This window comes from Bacillus sp. BR3(2024), assembly GCF_039134555.1.
Classification (GTDB): Bacteria; Bacillota; Bacilli; order Bacillales; family Bacillaceae_G; genus Bacillus_A; species Bacillus_A cereus.
In genome coordinates, this window is the sequence record NZ_CP152433.1 from 549,678 (window position 1) to 569,215 (window position 19,538).

Here is a 19,538-nt window from a genome sequence, read left to right on the forward strand (position 1 = left end):
GTTACATAACCTTTTTTATTTTTTGAGATACTTCTTTTGTTTGCAAATTAACATCTTCTTTTCGCAGCTCCTTAAAGAGCGAAATGACCATAAGAACGACTACGATAGAAAATGGTAGTGCTGCGATGATAGCTGCGATTTGTAGTGCATTTAATCCTCCAGCTTGTAATAAAATAGCGGCAATTATCGCGATTGTTAATCCCCATATAAGTTTTAAACTATTTTTCGGTGATAAGCTTCCGTTACTCGTTTGCATTGAAACAACAAATGTTGCTGAATCGGCAGAAGTAACGAAAAATGTGGCTACTAAAATTAACCCGATAATCGTTAAAAATGTAGAGAATGGTAGATGTGAAATAACAGCAAATAATCCAATCGCTGTACCATTTTTTGCAATTTCATCAGCTATTCCAAGCGATTGGAACATTTCCATATGAATTGCGGTACCACCAAATACTGCAAACCAAAATGTACAGATAAGGGTTGGGACTAATACAACTCCAAAAATAAATTCTTTTATTGTGCGTCCTTTAGAAATACGAGCGATGAATGTACCGACGAATGGAGACCAAGAGATCCACCATCCCCAATAGAAAATAGTCCAGTTTTCAATCCAAGCAGAAGATTTTTCATTAAATGCTCCTAAATTTAATCCCATACTAGGTAAAGCGCCGATATAAGAACCGAGTGTAGATGTGAAATATTTCATAATAAATACAGTTGGTCCTAAAAGTAAGAAAGAGATGAGTAAAATACCTGCAAGAGAGAAATTCAAGTTACTCAAATATTTAATCCCACGATCTAAGCCAGTTTGTGCACTTGTTAAATATAAAACAGCGAAGATAGCTATAAGTACGAGCTGAGTAAGTAAAGTGTTATGAATGGAAGGGAATAAATAGCTTAATCCTCCAGCAATTTGTTGAGCACCAATCCCAACAGATGGTACAATGCCAAACACTGTGGCTAAAACAGCTAAAATATCAACTGTTTTTCCGATACGGGAATTTTTCGATCGATTAAATAATGGAGTAACTGTAGCCCCGATAGTGCTACCTTTTTGTTTGCGGAATGTGAAATATGCAATTGTTAAAGCGACCATTGCGTATAGTGACCACGGAAAGAGTCCCCAGTGGAAAAATGAATATTGCATAGCGAGTTTGGCGCTTTCTTCTGTACCTGCTTTTCCTGTTAACGGATCTGTAAAATGTGAAATCGGTTCAGCGATTCCATAAAAGAGGAGTCCAATTCCCATTCCTGCCCCAAACAACATGGATAGCCAAGATGGATAATTATATTTTGGCTTTTCTCCATCTTTACCAAGACGAATAGAACCGTACTTGGAAAATGCTAAATAAGCAGCCAAAATAATCATTGTAGTCATAAGTAGAGAGTAAAACCATCCAAATTTATTGAGGATAAATGAGTTTAAAGAAGATGTAACACTTTGTAAATCGTAGCCTTGTATCCAACTTGCTGGGGTAATTCCCCATATAATGAATAATGTTGTTAGCAAGAAGGAGATATAAAATACACTGTTTTCTTTTTTTATCATAGAATCCCACCCTTATTTAATAAAGTTAACAATTATAATAATCATAACAATTAAGTTTTTAATTGTCAAAAAATTCCCTTTTTATAATGTGAAAGGATGCAATTTGTTTTAGGGAGGTAAAGAGCAATGCGTTCACGATATGTACAAATTATAGGAAGAAATAATATGAAATATTGCATTTTATATTGTTACATCCTGATTTTATGTTAAATTCTTGAATGGAATATTAAAATAGGGGGTCAGGATATGAACAAGAAATCAAAGATCAATAAAGTGATGCTTAGCATTAGTACAATGGCTTTATCGTTAGGCGCACTTCAAACTCATGCAGCAGCGGAAGAAAAAGTACCGTATAACGTGTTAAAAACGAAACCGGTTGGAATTGAAAAGTCGGTAGATGAAGTTGGACATATTTCAAAAGGTGATGAAACTTTATCATTTCAAGAACGTTTAAAAGTAGGAGATTTTTCACAGCGACCAGCATCTATTACGAAGAAAACTGCAGTAAAGCAGGTTAAAGAAAGCTATTCAATGGCTGATTTAAACAAAATGAATGACCAAGAATTAGTTGAAACGTTAGGCAGTATTAAATGGCACCAAATTACAGACTTATTCCAGTTTAATGAAGATGCAAAGGCTTTTTATAAAGATAAAGGAAAAATGCAAGTCATTATAGATGAATTAGCTCATAGAGGTAGTACATTTACGAAAGATGATTCAAAAGGAATTCAAACGTTTACTGAAGTGCTGCGTTCAGCTTTTTATCTTGCATTTTATAATAGTGAATTAAGCGACTTAAATGAAAGAAGCTTCCAGGATAAATGTTTACCTGCTTTAAAAGCAATCGCAAAAAATCCAAACTTTAAGCTTGGTACAGTTGAACAAGATACAGTCGTATCTGCGTACGGTAAATTAATTAGTAATGCTTCAAGCGATGTTGAAACGGTTCAATATGCATCGAATATTTTAAAGCAATACAATGATAATTATACTACTTATGTAAATGATCGAATGAAGGGACAAGCAATATACGATATTATGCAAGGTATTGACTATGATATACAGTCGTACTTAACTGAGGCTCGTAAAGAAGCGAATGAAACGATGTGGTATGGAAAAGTAGATGGGTTTATTAATGAAATAAATCGTATTGCTCTTCTAAATGAAGTAACGCCAGAAAATAAATGGCTCGTTAATAATGGCATTTATTTTGCTAGCCGTTTAGGGAAGTTTCATATCAATCCAAATAAAGGATTAGAGGTTGTTACACAAGCGATGCATATGTACCCGCGCTTAAGTGAACCGTATTTTGTTGCGGTAGAACAAATTACAACAAATTATAATGGTAAAGATTATAGCGGGAATACAGTAGATTTAGAGAAAATACGTAAAGAAGGAAAAGAGCAATACTTACCAAAAACGTATACATTCGACGATGGATCAATTGTGTTCAAAACAGGAGATAAAGTATCAGAAGAAAAAATTAAGAGACTATATTGGGCTGCGAAGGAAGTAAAGGCACAGTATCACCGTGTAATTGGAAATGACAAAGCGTTAGAGCCAGGAAATGCGGATGATGTATTAACGATCGTAATTTATAATAGTCCAGATGAATATCAGTTAAATAGACAATTGTATGGATATGAAACAAACAACGGTGGAATTTATATTGAAGAGACAGGTACATTCTTTACATATGAGCGTACACCAGAGCAAAGTATTTATAGTTTAGAAGAGTTATTCCGTCATGAATTTACTCATTACCTGCAAGGTAGATATGAAGTACCAGGTCTATTTGGAAGAGGAGATATGTATCAAAATGAAAGGTTAACTTGGTTCCAAGAAGGAAATGCAGAGTTTTTCGCAGGATCTACTCGTACGAATAACGTTGTACCAAGAAAGAGTATAATTAGCGGATTATCATCTGATCCTGCAAGCCGTTATACAGCAGAGCGTACACTATTTGCTAAATACGGTTCTTGGGATTTCTATAATTACTCGTTCGCATTGCAGTCTTACTTATATACGCATCAGTTTGAAACATTTGATAAAATTCAAGATTTGATTCGTGCGAATGACGTGAAAAATTATGATGCATATCGTGAAAATCTAAGTAAAGATCCTAAGTTAAATAAAGAGTATCAAGAGTATATGCAGCAGTTAATTGATAATCAAGATACATACACTGTACCAGAAGTAGCTGATGATTATTTAGCTGAACATGAAACGAAGTCATTAGCAGCGGTGAAGAAAGAAATTAGTGATACGTTGCCTATGAAAGATACAAAAATGACAAAACATAATTCTCAATTCTTTAATACATTTACATTAGAAGGTACGTATACAGGTAGTGTCACAAAAGGTGAATCAGAAGATTGGAAAGAAATGAGTAAAAGAGTAAATGAATCTTTAGAACAATTGGCGCAAAAAGAATGGAGTGGCTACAAAACTGTTACAGCATACTTCGTCAATTATCGTGTGAATAGCTCAAATGAATTTGAATATGATGTAGTCTTCCATGGAATCGCAAAAGATGATGGAGAAAATAAAGCTCCAACGGTTAATATAAATGGCCCTTATAGTGGTCTTGTAAAAGAGGGAATTCAATTTAAAAGTGATGGCTCAAACGATGAAGATGGAAAAATTGCTTCTTATTTATGGGAATTTGGAGATGGAAGCACAAGTGCAGAAGTGAATCCAGTACATGTATATGAAAGAGAAGGTTCTTATAAAGTATCGTTAAGAGTAAAAGATGATAAGGGAAAAGAGAGCAGAAGCGAAACAACTGTTACGATTAAAAATGGAAGTTTAACAGAATCAGAACCAAATAATCGTCCAGAGGAAGCAAATCGTATCGGGCTAAATAGTACTATAAAAGGTAGTCTTATTGGCGGGGACCACACTGATGTTTATACATTTAATGTAGCATCAGCGAAAGATATCGACATTTCTGTTTTAAATGAGTATGGAATTGGGATGACATGGGTACTTCACCATGAATCAGATATGCAAAATTATGCGGCTTACGGTCAAGCTAATGGGAATCATATAGAAGCAAAATTTAATGTAAAACCAGGTAAGTATTACTTGTATGTATATAAATATGATAATGGCGATGGAACATACGAATTGTCAGTAAAATAAGTGCTTTTCCAATGTATGTTTAACTTTACTTTTTGTGGAAAATAGTATATTATATAGATATATAATATATCGGTTATTTTCTAGGAGGAGCCTGTCACAATAGGTTTCTCCTGTTCTTTTTTAGAGGCCTGTCTTACAGGCTTTTATTTAAAAGATAAATGACTGAAAATTAAGAACAATAATCTTTGAAAGAGGTGGGGCATACACATAACAAAAAAGGGATTGTTTAAGAAAGGGGGATAAGAAATGGTCTTGTTTGGTTATCCACTTGAAACAATTTATTTATATGGATTTATTATTGCTACTATACTCACTGTTATTTATATCTTCTTTGGAGATATATTTGAATCGATATTTAGTTTTGGGGGCGGATCTGTATCCGTTGTTACTTTATTACTTAGTTTCTTCGCCATGTTATGTGGGCTTAGTTATATAGGAGAGTACTTATTTTCCTTTAATAGTATTACTATTTTCGGGGCTGCATTTGCTATATCTTTTATCGGTGTTTTCATCATGAAAATACTAATTTTAAAACCGATTGCAGAAGCAGAACAAAATACCGTACAACGTATGGATGAATTTATCGGTTGCAAAGGAGAAGTCATTACGACAATTCCTACAGAAGGATTTGGTGAAGTATTAATTTTATCCCAATTTGGAAGTAATGCAATCCCAGCTAAAACTGTTGGAAAAAAAGATATTTCGCAAGGAACAGAGGTTATTATCGAGGGAGTCCAAGATGGTGTTTTACTTGTACAAAACATCGCTTATTCTTTAAAAAAACCAAAATTATAAGGGGGAATTTACATGACGATTCCATTAATTATCGGTGGAGTTTTACTGGCAATTTTAATTCTACTCATTTTAGTATTCATTACGAAGTATCGTACGGTTGGTCCAGATGAAGCGTTAATTGTTACAGGGAACTGGCTTGGTGGAGGAAAGAATGTTGTTACCACTGATGATGGAAAGAAGATTAAGATTATCCGCGGGGGCGGTACTTTCGTAGTTCCAATTATGCAAAGAGCAGAGCCTTTAAGCCTATTAAACTACAAATTAGAAGTTGGTACACGTGATACGTATACGAAGCAAGGTGTTCCAGTTACAGTAAATGGTGTTTCTATTATTAAAGTAGGTTCTACAATTGAAGAAGTATCTACTGCAGCTGAGCAATATTTAGGAAAAGAAACAGAAGAGTTAAAAGTAGAAGCAAAAGAGGTTTTAGAAGGTCACTTACGTGCAATCTTATCTTCTATGACAGTAGAGGATGCGTATAGTAATAGAGAGCAATTTGCTCAAAAGGTACATGAAGTAGCTTCTACAGATTTAAAGAAGATGGGACTTCGCATTGTTTCTTTCACAATTAAAGAAATAATGGATAAAAACGGATACTTAGATGCGCTTGGTCAGCCGCAAATTGCGACAGTTAAGCGTGATGCAACAATTGCAAATGCAGAGCGTGAAAAAGAAGCACGTATTGAAAAAGCACGTGCTGAAAAAGAGGCAAAAGAAGCAGAATATCAACGTGATGCACAAATCGCTGAAGCTGAAAAACATAAAGAATTAAAAGTACAGTCCTATAAGAGAGAACAAGAGCAAGCACGTGCAGATGCGGATCTTTCTTACGAATTACAACAAGCGAAAGCACAACAAGGTGTTACAGAAGAGCAAATGCGCGTTAAAATCATTGAGCGTGAAAAGCAAATCGAGTTAGAAGAAAAAGAGATTGCGCGTCGTGAAAAGCAATACGATGCAGAAGTTAAGAAAAAAGCAGATGCAGATCGTTATGCTGTTGAGCAATCAGCAGAAGCAGAAAAAGTAAAACAAATTAAAAAGGCAGATGCGGATCAATATAAGATTGAAGCTGAAGCGAGAGCTCGTGCGGAAGAAGTACGTGTGGAAGGTTTAGCGAAGGCGGAAATCGAAAAAGCGCAAGGTCAAGCGAAAGCGGAAGTACAAAAAGCGCAAGGTACAGCAGAAGCAGATGTTATTAGATTAAAAGGTTTAGCAGAAGCAGAAGCGAAACAAAAAATTGCTGAAGCATTTGAATTATATGGTCAAGCGGCAATTATGGATATGGTTCTTAAAATGCTTCCAAGTTATGCGAAGGAAGTTGCAAGTCCGCTTAGTAATATTGATAAAATCACAGTTGTCGATACAGGCGGCGGTGGTAAAAATAGCGGGGCCGGAAAAGTTGCGGGCTATGCGACTGATTTAATGGCAACGATGCAAGAAACGTTAAAGGCTTCTTCTGGAATTGACTTAAAAGAGCTATTAGAAGGATTTGCAGGAAAAGGAGCAGTGCAACAATTATCAAGTGATAAACCTGTTGTATCTGTAGTAGAAGATAAGAAAAAAGAAGTAGAAAAAGATAAAGAATAATAAGGTGGAAAGAACCTCTAGTAAGTGAAATACTAGAGGTTCTCCTATGAATTATAATATTTCGAATAATATACATTTTTATACATTGTTTTAATTATTTAATTTATATAGAATGAAAAAGATATGTATCAATTCTTTAGATGTATAAAAAGATAGAGAGTCTCATTGATACATTTAAATCGTATTATTTTTATAGAAAGATTAAATGTTAATTAATTACATTTAAAACGGTATGGAGGGGTAGAAGTATGTTTCAAGGGAAATTAAGGAGTAGTAGTTTAAAAACAAAGTTACTTGTATCATTTATTATTATTTTAATTCTTCCAAGTATTGTAATTGGTTGGACGTCTTATCAACAGGCGAAGACGAATTTTAATGAAACGATTTTAAACTCGGCGAAAGATAATATAAAAATTTTGGATAATGTAATTAATAAAGAATTGGATAGTAAAAAAGTAGATGCAACTTATTTTACGAAATTATTCACACAATCAAGTTACCAAGCAGATCAAATTCAAAACATACAAAATAAACTAGAAGAATACAATAAACTGCATCCAGAAATGGAAGCAATCTATACAGGATCTAGTAATGGACAGTTCATTCAATCACCAGCTATTCAGATGCCAGATGGATATAATCCTACAGAAAGAGATTGGTATAAAGAGGCCGTGAAGAAAAGTGGAGAGGTAATTGTAACTGCTCCATATAAGTCAAAAACGACAGGGAATATTGTTATTACACTAGCAAAACAAAACGAGGATAAAAGTGGAGTTCTTGGGATTGACTTAATCATTAATAATATTGTTACTACTTCCAAGATGGTTAATATTGGTAAGGAAGGATATGTAGCGATATTTGATCAAGATAAAAATGTAGTAGCGCACCCGAAAATGAAGCCAGGAGAGAAATTAGAAGAGAAACTTAGTAAAGAATTGTATAAACAGGAAGCTGGGGATTTTCATTATTCATTAGATGGTGAAGATCGCAATATCACTTTTAAAACGAATAAGAAAACTGGGTGGAAAATAGCAGGAATTATGCCTTCCAAAGAAATTATCGAAGCGGCTGAACCTATTTTCTATAAAACAATAACTGTTCTTGGAATTTCACTAATAATCGGTGGGATTGTAATTTACTTCATAATTGCGTCTATTATTAAACCGTTAAAACAACTTGTCATATCATCGAAGAAGATTAGTGAAGGTGATTTAACAGAATCAATTACAGTTCATTCTAAAGATGAAATTGGACAGCTAGGAGAAAGTTTTAACGAGATGGCTGCATCGTTACAAAGTGTCATTTCCAATATAAACACTTCAGCAAGTCATGTAGCGGCATCTTCAGAAGAATTAACAGCTAGTATGAAGCAGACAAGCGAAGCAACGGAACAAATTACACAGGCGATAGAGCAAGTATCAAGTGGTGCAGAAATACAAACGAAAGAAGTTGAAGAAGGAGCAACATTGTTAGAAGAAGTTACAGAAGGAATTCAGCGTGTTGCAGATAGTTCTTCATTAGTATCTACAGCCTCTATGTATACGAAGAAAAAAGCTGAAAATGGTGGGAAGTTAGTTGAACAAACTGTGAATCAAATGCAATTAATTCATGAGTCTGTTTCACAGTCAGACAAAATCATTGGTTTGTTAGACGATAAGTCGAAACAAATTGGAGCAATCCTTGAAGTGATTCAACATATTGCAGAACAGACAAATTTATTAGCGTTAAATGCGGCAATTGAGGCTGCGAGAGCTGGAGAGCAAGGAAGAGGATTTGCAATTGTAGCAGATGAAGTGCGAAAGCTAGCAGAACAATCAGGACAGTCTTCTACGGAAATTGGGAAACTAGTGAAAGAGATTCAATTTGATATAAAAGAAACAGTAAGCTCTATGAATCAAGTTGGAGCAGAAGTACAATCAGGACTTGTAGTTGCAAATGAAACGAAGCAAAGCTTTGCCGAAATATTGAAGTCTACAAATGATACAGTTGTACAAATTGATAGCATGGTAGATGTAGCAAAACAAATGACGGTAGATGCAAAACAAGTAAGTGCATCTATTAATGAAATTGCAGCCACAATTGAAGAAAATGCAGCAAGCGTTCAAAATATTGCTGGTTCTTCAGAAGAACAATTAGCTTCAGTAGATGAAATAAATGCAGCAGCAGTCCATTTATCACAAATGGCAGAAGAATTACAAGAGATGATTAGTAAGTTTAAAGTGTAATAACAAATATTAAGAAACGAGGTAATAATTTTACTTCGTTTCTTTTTTTATGAAGAGAAAAAGAAAGAAATATAGAGTAACCGTGTTATGATTAAGTATAATTAAAGAGACTGTATATTCTTTAAATTCTATCTTTAATCATGTTAGGGGAATGGTTTTGAAATTAAAAAAATTAAAACTCCAACCGAGAATTACATTAACTATTAGTACACTTATTTTAGTGGTACTTCTGCTAACGAGTTATTTATTTTATTACATATTATCTGAAACGGTAGAAGAGCAAATTGGGAAACGGGCTTTGCATGTTGCGAAAACAGTTGCCGCGATACCAGAAATTCAGGAAGCTTTTCAAAAAGAAAATCCAGCTTCTATTATTCAGCCAATCGCAGAAAAAATTCGAATGGATACAGAGGCTGACTTCATTGTAGTTGGAAACAAAGAGGGGATTCGTTATGCGCATCCTGAGCGAGATAAAATAGGAGAAAAAATGGTTGGCGGAGATAATAAAGGCGTTTTATTAGAAGGAAAATCATATGTTTCGAAAGCAACTGGATCATTAGGCCCTTCATTACGCGGAAAAGTTCCAATCCGTAATCAGGAAAATGAAATCATTGGTGTGGTGTCTGTTGGATTTTCAATGGCTGATATTCATGGAGCGGTAGAAGTGTATGGAAAGCGTGTATTTTGGATTACAATAATAGGGCTATTAATTGGAGTAATCGGCTCTATATATTTAGCGGCAAGTATAAAAAGAATGATGTTCGGGATGGAACCAGAAGAAATTTCATCTTTATATGAAGAGCATAGTACAGTGATTCAATCTGTACGTGAAGGGATTATTGTAATCGATAAAAATGGCATGATTAGTTTAGTCAATCAAGCAGCTTATGATATTCTTTCGCTAGATAAACAACAAAATATTATTGGGGAATTTATTTTAAATGTAATTCCTAATTCAACGATACTAGATGTACTTCAAACTGGTGAAGAACAGTTTGATCGCCAATTAAATATAAAAGGACAGGCTGTTATTGCGAACCGTCTACCTATTAAAGTAAAGAATAAAGTAACTGGTGTTGTATCGAGCTTACGTTTGAAATCTGAAATGGATCAGTTAACAGCAGAATTATCTCAGACGAAGCAATATACAGAGGCATTACGAGCGCAAGCGCACGAATATAATAATTTATTGTATACGCTTTCAGGTCTTATTCAATTAGAATCATACGAAGATGCTTTAGAGCTTATTCATAAGGAAACAGCGGTATATCAAGATTTTGTTCAATTTATTATGAAGCGGATTCAAAATCCATGGCTAGGTGGAATTTTAATTGGATTTTATAATAGAGCACGAGAGTTGAAGATTGATTTTATGCTAGATAGAGAAAGTGGTTTAGAAAAATTAAGTCCACATATTGAGAGTAATTATGTCGTTTCTATTTTAGGAAATTTAATTACGAATGCATTTGAAGCAATTGAAAAAAATGAAGAGAATGATAAGAAAGTAAGGATGTTTGTAACTGATATTGGAGAAGAAATATTAATTGAAGTGGAAGATTCAGGGCAAGGGATTCATGATGAAATAATTACTAGCATATTCTATAAAGGCTTTTCGACGAAAGAAGGAGGAGAGCGAGGATATGGATTAGCAAAAGTGAAAGAGTTAGTAGAAGATTTAAATGGAAGTATTGCAATTGAAAAAGGGGATTTAGGTGGTGCGTTATTTATTATTGCACTACCGAAAGAGAGAGGCGAATAGTAATGGGTGAGGAGATTGAAGTATTAATTGTAGAAGATGATATTCGGATTGCTGACATTCATCGTCGTTTTACTGAGAAAATTGAGGGATTTAAAGTAATTGGAACGGCAACGACTGGAGAACAAGCGAAAGAATGGCTAGAGCTTGTGAAGCCACAGCTTGTTTTATTAGATGTGTACTTACCTGATATGCAAGGAACGGAACTTGTCACATATATTAGGCATCATTTGCACGATACAGATATTATTATGATTACAGCGGCATCGGAAACAGATGTAGTGAGGCACGCCCTGCGGGGCGGAGTAACAGATTATATCGTAAAGCCACTAATGTTTGATCGATTTAAAGCAAGTCTGGAAGGCTATCAAAAAAAGATTATACAGTTAAAGAAAAATAATCAATTATCTACGGAGCAAATTGAATATTTATGGTCTCAAAGAGGGGTGAAGGGAGATCAAATAGAATATGCCCCGAAAGGGATAGATCCTTTAACTTTAGCGAAAATAAAAAAGCATATGTTAACAGTTAATGAAGAAGGGATTACAGCAGAGGTGCTAAGTTCAATGGTAGGCGTAAGCCGATCAACGGCAAGGCGTTATTTAGAGTATTTGATATCTGGGAAGAAAGTCCACGCAGAGCTAATATATGGAAGTGTTGGGAGACCCGAGAGACGTTATTTTCTTGTTTCTTCATAATAAAAAACAGTAGAGGATTTTATTCCTTCTACTGTTTTTTTTGCATCTTATATTGGAATAATCCCAATTACAATTCCGGTAATTAACATAACCATTGTCGTTCCAACGGCCCACAATAAAGTGAAGCGTTGATGTTCACCGAAATCAACTTTTGCCATTCCGACCAATAAATAAGTGGAAGCGACAAGAGGACTTAATAAGTGAACGGGTTGCCCAAGTAAGGAAGCGCGTCCCATTTCAGCTGCACTAATTCCGTAAGTAGCAGCAGCTTTCGTCAAAATAGGTAATACCCCGAAGTAAAATGCATCATTAGACATGAAAAATGTGAATGGCATACTGAGAAGTGCTGTAATAATTGGCAATTGTGGTCCAAGTGCATCTGGTATAAGAGTTACTACACTGTTAGCCATTGCATCTACCATTTTTGTTCCAGATAAAATACCAGTGAAAATACCGGCAGCAAATACGAGAGAAACAACTGCTAATACATTCCCAGCATGAGAAGCAATACGTTCTTTCTGTTGCTCTAAGTTTGGATAGTTAATCATAACAGCGATAGCAAAAGCGACTGTAAATAAAACAGGTAATGGCATAACTTCTAGTATGAGACAGACAAGTAATGTGGCGGTTAATAAAAAGTTAATCCATAGAAGTTTAGGGCGTTTATGCACTGCTGCTTCGACAGTTGCAGCTTGCTCATCCATTGTTTGCATTTGTTTTAAATACTGTACATCCATAATTCCTAAACGTTTTCTTTCTTTTTTTCCAAGATAGTAGGCAACGAAAACAACCCAAATTGCACCAGCAATCATTCCTGGAATAAGAGGTGTAAATAATTCGGAAGCCTCAAGCCCAAGTGCGCTCATAACACGAGCTGTGGGTCCACCCCAAGGTGTAAGATTTGTTACCCCTGCCCCTAACATAACAACTCCAGCTAATATGAGGGGGTTCATTCCAAGGCGCTTATATAGTGGATACATTGCGGAAACTGTAATCATGTATGTTGTTGTACCATCACCATCTAGAGAAACGATAATAGTCAATATAGCCGTTCCGACAACGATTTTTAAAGGATCTCCTTTTACAAATTTTAAAATCTTACTAATGACAGGATCGAATAAACCGCTATCAATCATAATCCCAAAATATAAAATAGCGAACATAAGCATAATACCAGTAGGTGCTAATTTTTGGATCCCCTCTAACATCATAGGTCCCATATCGGCATAGAATCCGCCAATTAATGCAAAAACACTCGGAATTAATATTAATGCTACTAGCGCTGACATACGTTTCGTCATAATTAAAAACATAAAGACAAATACCATCGCAAATCCAAGTAGTGCTAACATGTAATTTCCCCCTCAAAAGAATGATTGCGCTTTCAAAATAGAATAAAAATTCAGAAAAAGGTTTTTTATTTATAATAAAAGCATCTATTCAAATGGTAAATAATTTGAAAAATAACATCATTAGAAGCATAATTTTTATTTTGTTCATTTTGTTCACGGTAGTTAATTTGAATTTTTAAAAAGTAAGCTGCTTCTCGTAAGAATGGTAGAATAAGATGAAAATAGTGAAGTGTGAAATAGGGAGTAGATGTTATATGAAAACGAGAATTGAAGAGATTTATAGCTCTTATGAAGGAAAAGTAGAGGAGATTTTTATTAATGAATCTTCTTACGTATATGAATGGGAAAAATTACTGATGATCCGAAAAAATGACGGTGAGCTTAAAAAAATTGCAGTCGGGATTAGTGGAAATATAAGATTGGTAAATGTAGAAGTTGGACAGGAAATTAGTGCGGATACATTATTAGTTAAATTAGAAGATGATTTGTTAATTACAGGTTGCGAGTGATGAGAGATGTGTAGAAATAACTACACATCTTTTTTTGTTTCCTATATTACAAAAAGCACATTGTTTTTTCACAAATCTCACACAACCTTTTGGTATTCTTTTCGTGGAGTATACGGTTTCTAGGGAGGAATATTGATGAAAGTAAAACATGTCGTACTTGCTATATGTTTATGTTTCGTATTTACGGTAGTCGGGTGTGGGAAAAAGGAAACAGCAGCTGTTGCCATTGATGAGAAACATGATAAATGTGATATTTGCCAAATTGGGGTAACAGATAATCAATTTGCAACAGAAATTATTTTAGAAAATGGAAAAGCGTTAAAGTTTGATGATATCGGTTGTATGTATAAATGGATGGAGATCAACTCAGATGAAAAGACGAAAGAGAAATTTGTCCGAGATTATGATTCGAAAGATTGGATTTCGTTAGAAGACGCTACTTACGTATATGATAAAACAATAACGACACCGATGGCTTATAATGTCATTTCATTTAAAAATAAAAAAGATGCAGAGAGCTTTGTATCTAACTATAAGGGGAAAGTTCTTTCGTATAAAGAGCTAGCAGAGCATAAATGGGAAATGAATAAAGAGATGATGGGGAAACCGAAAGCAGGAAATCATGGTGGACATCATTAATAGAAAAAGACAACTATGTAGTTGTCTTTTTCTATTATTACTCAGGTGCAAATATAGAAAAGGTGTAAAATTTTTAGCAGAACGGTTACAATGGAATATAGTAACCTAAAGCAATCATTTATGTACTTTTTAGAAATGTATACAAATGCGGTAAAAACGTGCTAAACTAATTGCTTCATAATGTTAATGATGGGGCCATCAGGCGTATCATTTCAATAGGTTGAGAAACATAGTATAAGCTTAAGATAATCCGATTAAAGAAGGAATCTAAAGGGCTTATGGATAAATGTACTCAAGAAGAGTTATTGTATGTGATGGAGGAATGGTTAAGAAAACATTATCTTTCATAGGAGCTGTAGTTGTGAGAAAACAAAAAATTTTATTATGTATTTTATTAGGACTTTTAATGACGGTAGTGGCTTGCGATAAGCAAGAAGAACCAGAATCGAAACCGGTTCATGTGAAAAATGAGAAGAAAAAAGAGAAGCATAAAGAACAGGAAGAATCTAAAGAAGAGAAAAGTATAAATTTAATGGACAAACAGTTGTTACTTTCAGCTACTCTTGGAGACACAGAGACAGCTATGAAGTTGATTCAGGATGGAGCGAATATAAACGTAGAAGGTGACAACGGAGAAACGCCTGTCCTTGCAGCGACCTACCAAAATCATGTAGAGACAGTTAAAGCATTAATTGGTGCAGGTGCTAATATTGAAATTAAAGATGAGAAAAAAAGTAATCCACTTCTTTATGCAAGTAGAGAAGGATATACGGATATTGTAAAAGTATTAATTAATGCAGGAGTTAATACGAAAGAAACGACTAGGTCAGGTGGGACAGCACTTATTTCTGCATCTGAGCGTGGCCATGTAGAGGTTGTTAAAGAATTATTAGAGCATACAGATATTGATGTGAATTATAAAAATGAACGTGGTGGAACAGCGTTATTAGAAGCAATTGTATTAGGAAATGGTAGTGAAAACCATAAGAAAGTAATTCAATTACTTATTGATCACGGTGCAGATGTAAACATGGCTAACAAGGAACATCTGACGCCACTGCAATACGCTGAAAAAAGAGGTTTTAAAGATATTGTAAATATGTTGAGGGTAGCTGGAGCGAATGAAGTAGTACAGCCACAACAACCAGTAGAGTAAAAAACGAAAAATAATCCCATTTAGATAGACAGAATGAAGAAATCAGTTAGTATGATGGATTCAGTAATGTGTATTTGAATGGGATTTTTATTTTGAACATGAAAAATAGATTATGAATGGATGGTAAATGGAGTAAATAAGGAGGCAACCTTATTTGGCAATTGTAAAAAATGAAAAAGTAGTTTCTGTTTGTTGCAGTGCCAGAAGTACGCCCGTAGCTGCTGAGGCAAGTGTGGAAACTTTAGCGGAGTTTCAAGGGAACGGATATGGTACTGATGTTGTTACAGCCTGGGCCATATCAATACAAGAGAAAAGGCGCATTCCACTTTATAGTACTGCTTGGGATAACTTTAGTTTGCAAGCAGTGGCAAGCAAACTAAAAATCATTAACTATGGAATGAATTTACATATTGATTGAATTTTAAGTATTGTTTCGTTCTATTTATTTATATTTTAATATCTAGATTAATGTAAATAATGATATGGTGAATATTAACATTCGATTAACACCTAATTAACAATCTATCAAAACTGACTTAATAAATGCGTAATATAGTAAAGGTAACAAAATAACTAGGGTAGAGAACATTTGAGAACACCCACTTACATATAATGTGCCACTTTCTTAGGTGTGCTCTATTCCCTAGAGTTCAAATAAGGAGAAAGGCGTTCTATGTAAGTAGGTGTTTTTAGTTTGGATAAAAATAGAACAGTTAGGTGGAATAAATGTTTAAAGAACCTTATATTGCGATGATAAAGGATTGGAAAGGATACAAAGCATACAAAAAATTGCCGAAAACAGTTTTTCTTATGACTGGTTCAATGCTGGAATTACCAGAGCGTGTATATGAATTGCAGAAACATGGACATGATGTATTTCTTCATTGTGATTTTATACAAGGCTTAAATACGAATACAGAGGAAGCGCTTTTGTATATTCAAGATGTTATCGGGGCACAAGGTATTATTTCAACAAAGGGTTCAACAATTTGAAATGCTAATAAAATTGGATTGAAAACAATTCAACGTATTTTTATTGTAGATACTTTATCTCTTACTAAATCAATTGAAAATTGTAAAACGACTAAACCAAATGCAGTAGAGATTATGCCTTCTATTATTAAGCAGCTAGTAGAGGAAATAGAGTTTCCTATTATTGCAGGAGGGCTGATTCAAACGCGAGAAGATGCGGAAATTGCAATTCGTGCAGGAGCAAGTGCGATTTCAACAAGTCATTATGAAGTATGGATACAAGAAGAAAAAAGGAGTGCAACCTTGTGATTGAATTGAAAAATGTTTCAAAGGTATATAAAAATGCAGAAGAGACAGCGGTTAAAGGCGTATCGGTTCATATTAAGAAGGGTGAATTTTTTGTTTTAGTTGGACCTTCGGGATGCGGGAAAAGCACATTATTACGAATGATCGCTGGCTTAGAAGAGATTTCTTCAGGAGATTTAATTATTAATGAACGTGTTGCAAATGATCTAGAGCCGAAAGACCGTAATCTATCAATGGTATTTCAAAATTATGCATTATATCCACACTTATCTGTAGAAGAAAATATTTTATTTGGACTTAAGGTAAGAAAAGTACAAAAAGAAGAGCGACAAAAGCGATTAATGGAAGCTATTGAAATGGTAGGACTGAAAGAGTATGTGAAAATGAAACCAGGCCAATTATCAGGCGGACAAAGACAGCGTGTTGCACTTGCCAGGGCAATTGTGAGTCAAGCGTCAATCTGTTTAATGGATGAACCACTTTCGAATTTGGATGCGAAATTACGTGCGCAAATGAGAATTGAAATTAGAGAAATTCAGCAGCGATTAGGAATTACGATGATTTACGTTACCCACGATCAAATAGAAGCGATGACTATGGGTGATCGTATCATGGTTTTAAATAAAGGAAGTATACAGCAAGTTGGAACACCACTTAACATATATAACGAACCAGCAAACGAATTTGTTGCAAGCTTTATAGGTTCTCCTTCTATGAATATAAATGATGGGGAAGTAAATAAAGAAAAAGGTGTATTACATATAGGACAATTGCAAATTCCATTATCTATTAGACAGTTAAAGCAATTACCAGAAGGAACAATTCGCATAGGCATGCGCCCTGAGCATATTGCACTGTCTGAGGAGGGACAAGAAGTGACGTTGCAATCTGTAGAAGTATTAGGGAATGAATCTATATTGAACTTTGCGGTAAATGGAACAACTTGGAGTGCGAAAGTTATCGGACAGTTACTCCTGAACAAAGGTGACAAAGTAAAATTATTATTCTCGCAAGAAAAGTTATGCTTCTTTAACGAAAACACGAATGAACGCTTAAAAGTGGTAGGTGAAGAAGAGTTGAAAGTGGTGGCGAAATAATGATCGAAGTAAGTAAGTTACCAGTTCAAACAAAGGTGTCAAAAAAGAAAAAATTATGGGAGAGAACGAAAGATTTAAGAATAGGATTATTGTTTTTGGCGCCATCTATTTTGCTATTTTCGATTTTTCTGTTCTATCCATTGTTTAGGACGATTTATTATAGTTTTTATTTAACCGATATACATGGAGAAGCTAATCTTTTCGTTGGCTTAGAAAATTATCAATATTTATTCTCTGATCCAGCCTTCTACAAAAGTATAAAATCAACTTTATTATTTGTTTTATATACAGTTCCTACGAGTATTATATTTGCTTTGTTTCTTGCATTGATTGCAAATGGAAAGGTAAGAGGTATTGGGTTATTCCGAGTTCTGTTTTCTTCGACGATGGGAATATCAGTAGCTGCTAGTGCAGTGATTTGGCTATTTTTATTTCATCCAAGTGTAGGATTATTTAATAATATATTAGCCTCTATGAACCTTCCTGCAATCGCATGGTTAACGAGTCCGGACTGGGCACTATTCTCTGTATCAGTTACAACAGTTTGGGTGAATACAGGTTTTGCATTTTTAGTTATATTAGGTGGTTTACAAAATATTGATACGTCTTTATATGAGAGTGCATCTATAGATGGTGCTAGTTATTTATATAAGCTTCGCCGTGTTACATTACCGATGCTATCACCAACTTTATTCTTTATTGTAACAGTAACATTAATTAGTGCGTTCCAAAGCTTTGGACAAATTGATATTTTAACGCACGGTGGACCAAATGATGCAACGAATTTAATTGTGTACTCGATTTACAAAGAGGCGTTTGTGAATCATCAATTTGGAACAGCAAGTGCACAAGCGATGGTATTATTTGTTTTCATTTTCGTTGCTACATTACTTCAATTTAAGTTTGCTGAGAGAAAGGTGCATTATAAATGATTGTTAAACAGTGGAAACAAAATTTCCTATTATACATGCTACTCATTATTAGTGCAGTGATGGTATTTTTTCCTGTACTGTATGCATTTTTAATAAGCTTTATGACACCAGACGATATTCAAATGAGAAGGTTATTTCCGACCCAGTTTACTTTTGATAATTTCATTAATATTTTTCAAAAAGTACCGCTTTTTACATACTTATATAACAGTTTAATTGTATCGACAGTCGTTATGATTGGACAACTTATCGTATCAAGTTTAGCAGCTTATGCTTTTGTTTTTCTTCAGTTTAAAGGGAGAAACTTAATTTTCTTCCTGTTTATTTCAACGATGCTTATTCCGTGGGAAGCAACGATGGTGCCTAACTTTTTAACGATTCAAAACTTTGGCTGGATCAATAGTTTCGCCGGGATGACAGTGCCGTTTTTTGCAACAGCTTTCGGTATTTTCTTGTTACGTCAACATTTTATGACACTCCCGAATGAACTGAAAGAAGCTGCTTTTATTGAAGGGATTGGAAATATAAGATTTTTATTCAGCGTTGTAATACCGTATTGTAAAACGAGTTTTATTACGCTTGGAGTATATAGCTTTTTAACAACATGGAATATGTATTTATGGCCACTTTTAGTGACCACTGATGAAAAAGTAAGAACAGTGCAAATCGGTGTAAAGCAGCTTCAGTCTCAAGAAGTTGCAACTGATTGGGGAAGCGTAATGGCCGGTGTTACGGTTATCGTTATTCCAACATTGATTTTACTATTTTTAGGGCAAAAGCAATTACAACAAGGATTAACAAAAGGTGCAATTAAATAA

At 34.6% G+C, this 19,538-nt stretch carries 14 protein-coding genes and 2 pseudogenes; 14 read left to right on the forward strand and 2 right to left on the reverse strand.

The features are described 5' to 3' along the window. Window position 1: 1 nt before the first annotated feature. Entirely contained in the window at window positions 2-1,552 is a 1,551-nt protein-coding gene (opuD, locus tag V7S45_RS02885) for a glycine betaine transporter OpuD (protein WP_025687702.1), read from the reverse strand. Window positions 1,553-1,798: 246 nt separating this feature from the next. Between opuD and colA the strand changes: the two genes are divergently transcribed. From colA to V7S45_RS02915, 6 genes are all read left to right on the forward strand, one after another. Beyond that, entirely contained in the window at window positions 1,799-4,696 is a 2,898-nt protein-coding gene (colA, locus tag V7S45_RS02890) for a collagenase ColA (protein WP_025687701.1), read from the forward strand. Between the two features lie 246 nt (window positions 4,697-4,942). Continuing rightward, on the forward strand, window positions 4,943-5,491 hold the full coding sequence (locus V7S45_RS02895) for an NfeD family protein (protein ID WP_000242445.1): 549 nt from the start codon (window positions 4,943-4,945) through the stop codon (window positions 5,489-5,491). A 12-nt stretch (window positions 5,492-5,503) separates the two neighbouring features. Further along, window positions 5,504-7,078, forward strand: a complete 1,575-nt coding sequence (locus tag V7S45_RS02900) for a flotillin family protein (protein WP_000155021.1) — start codon at window positions 5,504-5,506, stop codon at window positions 7,076-7,078. Between the two features lie 248 nt (window positions 7,079-7,326). After that, a complete protein-coding gene (locus tag V7S45_RS02905) occupies window positions 7,327-9,303 on the forward strand; it encodes a methyl-accepting chemotaxis protein (protein ID WP_025687619.1) in 1,977 nt (658 codons plus the stop codon). A 151-nt stretch (window positions 9,304-9,454) separates the two neighbouring features. Continuing rightward, window positions 9,455-11,062, forward strand: a complete 1,608-nt coding sequence (locus V7S45_RS02910; RefSeq protein WP_002025277.1) for a sensor histidine kinase — start codon at window positions 9,455-9,457, stop codon at window positions 11,060-11,062. A gap of 2 nt (window positions 11,063-11,064) precedes the next feature. Continuing rightward, on the forward strand, window positions 11,065-11,757 hold the full coding sequence (locus tag V7S45_RS02915; RefSeq protein WP_000503461.1) for a response regulator: 693 nt from the start codon (window positions 11,065-11,067) through the stop codon (window positions 11,755-11,757). A 47-nt stretch (window positions 11,758-11,804) separates the two neighbouring features. Here V7S45_RS02915 and V7S45_RS02920 read toward each other — a convergent pair whose 3' ends face one another. Next, complete coding sequence (locus V7S45_RS02920; RefSeq protein WP_000880464.1) at window positions 11,805-13,109, reverse strand: CitMHS family transporter; 1,305 nt, start codon at window positions 13,107-13,109, stop codon at window positions 11,805-11,807. 254 nt (window positions 13,110-13,363) lie between these two features. On the opposite strand from V7S45_RS02920, the gene V7S45_RS02925 reads away from it, so the two are divergent. The 8 genes and pseudogenes from V7S45_RS02925 (at window position 13,364) to V7S45_RS02960 (ending at window position 19,538) form a co-directional block, all read left to right on the forward strand. Then, window positions 13,364-13,618 (forward strand): hypothetical protein, encoded by a 255-nt coding sequence (locus V7S45_RS02925; protein ID WP_000857376.1) that lies wholly within the window; start codon window positions 13,364-13,366, stop codon window positions 13,616-13,618. A gap of 135 nt (window positions 13,619-13,753) precedes the next feature. Next, on the forward strand, window positions 13,754-14,257 hold the full coding sequence (locus tag V7S45_RS02930; protein ID WP_025687620.1) for a nitrous oxide reductase accessory protein NosL: 504 nt from the start codon (window positions 13,754-13,756) through the stop codon (window positions 14,255-14,257). 286 nt (window positions 14,258-14,543) lie between these two features. Then, window positions 14,544-15,413 (forward strand): ankyrin repeat domain-containing protein, encoded by an 870-nt coding sequence (locus V7S45_RS02935; protein WP_000287336.1) that lies wholly within the window; start codon window positions 14,544-14,546, stop codon window positions 15,411-15,413. A gap of 142 nt (window positions 15,414-15,555) precedes the next feature. Then, window positions 15,556-15,831: pseudogene (locus V7S45_RS02940) on the forward strand (GNAT family N-acetyltransferase); the annotation flags it as partial. Window positions 15,832-16,139: 308 nt separating this feature from the next. Further along, window positions 16,140-16,694: pseudogene (locus tag V7S45_RS02945) on the forward strand (glycerol-3-phosphate responsive antiterminator). Continuing rightward, complete coding sequence (gene ugpC, locus V7S45_RS02950; protein ID WP_025687621.1) at window positions 16,691-17,788, forward strand: sn-glycerol-3-phosphate ABC transporter ATP-binding protein UgpC; 1,098 nt, start codon at window positions 16,691-16,693, stop codon at window positions 17,786-17,788. Before V7S45_RS02945 ends, ugpC begins: the two are co-directional and overlap by 4 nt. Beyond that, window positions 17,788-18,720, forward strand: coding sequence for a sugar ABC transporter permease (locus tag V7S45_RS02955; RefSeq protein WP_000573797.1), 933 nt, complete (start codon window positions 17,788-17,790; stop codon window positions 18,718-18,720). Before ugpC ends, V7S45_RS02955 begins: the two co-directional genes overlap by 1 nt. Continuing rightward, window positions 18,717-19,538: a carbohydrate ABC transporter permease gene (locus V7S45_RS02960; protein ID WP_000635946.1), complete on the forward strand. Its 822-nt coding sequence runs from the start codon at window positions 18,717-18,719 to the stop codon at window positions 19,536-19,538. The genes V7S45_RS02955 and V7S45_RS02960 overlap by 4 nt, the downstream gene beginning before the upstream one ends.